The organism is Kitasatospora sp. NPDC001539, from assembly GCF_040298565.1.
In the GTDB taxonomy this organism is placed as follows: Bacteria; Actinomycetota; Actinomycetes; order Streptomycetales; family Streptomycetaceae; genus Kitasatospora.
On the sequence record NZ_JBEPAK010000482.1, the window covers coordinates 1 to 1,429 of the forward strand.

A 1,429-nucleotide genomic window follows, 5' to 3' on the forward strand; every position below is an offset into this window, starting at 1 on the left:
GGAGAATCTCAATGACCGTGTCAAGCCGTCTGCCTGACTGGCGGAGCGGGGGTGAAGAGCCTCTTGTCACGCAGCATCGCCCAGAGCACGTCGACCCGGCGGCGAGCGAGGGAGAGCAGGGCCTGCGTGTGCAGCAGCCCTTCGCTTCGCTTCTTGAGGTAGTAGTCCCGGGACGGCCCGGGCCGCATCATCGCGGTCTGGGCCGACATGTAGAACAGCCAGCGCAGGCGCCGGTTGTACCGCTTGGGCCGGTGGTAGTTGCCGGTGCGGCGGCCGGAGTCCCGGGCGACCGGGGCCAGGCCGGCGTGGGAGGCCAGCCGGCCGGCATCGAGGTAGCCGGACAGGTCGCCGACGATGGCGACGAACTCGGCGCCCAGGATCGGGCCCATGCCGGGCAAGGACTCGATGATCTCGGCGCGCTCGTCGGTGCGGAAGGTCTCGCGGATTTCCCGGTCGTTGTCCTTGATCCGCTCGTCCAGTGCCAGGAGCTGGTGGGCGAGGTCGCAGACCAGCTTCGCGGCCCGCTTCTCCCCGGGCAGCTCGGCCGTCTGCGACTGCGCGGCCTCTACCGCCTTCGCGGCGACGACGTCGGCGCCGCGGACCTTGCGGCGCTCCAGCCAGGTGGTCAGCCGCTTGACGCCGATCCGCCGCAGGGCGGCCGGGGTCTGGTACTCGGTCAGCATGACGACGGGACCCTTGGCCGCGGAGTAGTCGAAGGCCCGCTCGAGGGCCGGGCAGATACCGACCAGCAGGTCCCGCAGCCGGTTGATCAGCCGCACCCGGTCCGCGATCAGGTCGGCCCGATAGTTGGTCAGCACCTGGAGCGTGCTGACCAACTCGGCAGGCGTGTTCAGCCGGGCGAAGCCCTTCGGACGCATGCGGGCCTGGTCGGCGATGACGCGGGCGTCCTTGGCGTCGGTCTTGCCCTCGCCGCGGTAGGCGCCGGACATGCGGTTGACGGTGCGGCCGGGCACGTAGACGACGTGCTGGTCGTGGGCGACCAGCAGGGCCAGCAGCAGGGTCGAGGCCCGGCCGGAGATGTCCACCGCCCACCGTACTTCGCCGGCCTTCTCCCGGGCGGTCTCGATGAGCTGGAGGATCTGGGCTTCGTCGTTGATCACCTTCGTCGAGAACAGCGTCTCGCCGTCGGCGTCGACCGCCACCGCCCAGTGGTGCCCCTTGCCGGCGTCGATGCCGACCCATATCCGCTCGTGAGCCCTGCTCAAGCCCGTCGCTCCGTTCCAACCGTGCCCAGCAATCCCAGGCCCGAAGGACACTCCGCCAACAGGTCCCTAACCGGCGATGACCGCAGTTCTCAATCAGTGGTCGAAGCGTCCCGAAGGACCGGGCGGCCATTCTCCTCGAGCCATCAACGGCAAACCACCGTCAGCCACACCCGGTCCTCCCGGACCGCTTCACATTCTTAGGG

General features: G+C 69.4%; 1 protein-coding gene. It reads right to left on the reverse strand.

The window, feature by feature from the left end; genetic code table 11:
* Positions 1-20 precede the first annotated feature (20 nt).
* Positions 21-1,226 (reverse strand): IS110 family RNA-guided transposase, encoded by a 1,206-nt coding sequence (locus tag ABT247_RS33445; RefSeq protein WP_350750368.1) that lies wholly within the window; start codon positions 1,224-1,226, stop codon positions 21-23.
* Positions 1,227-1,429: the final 203 nt, after the last annotated feature.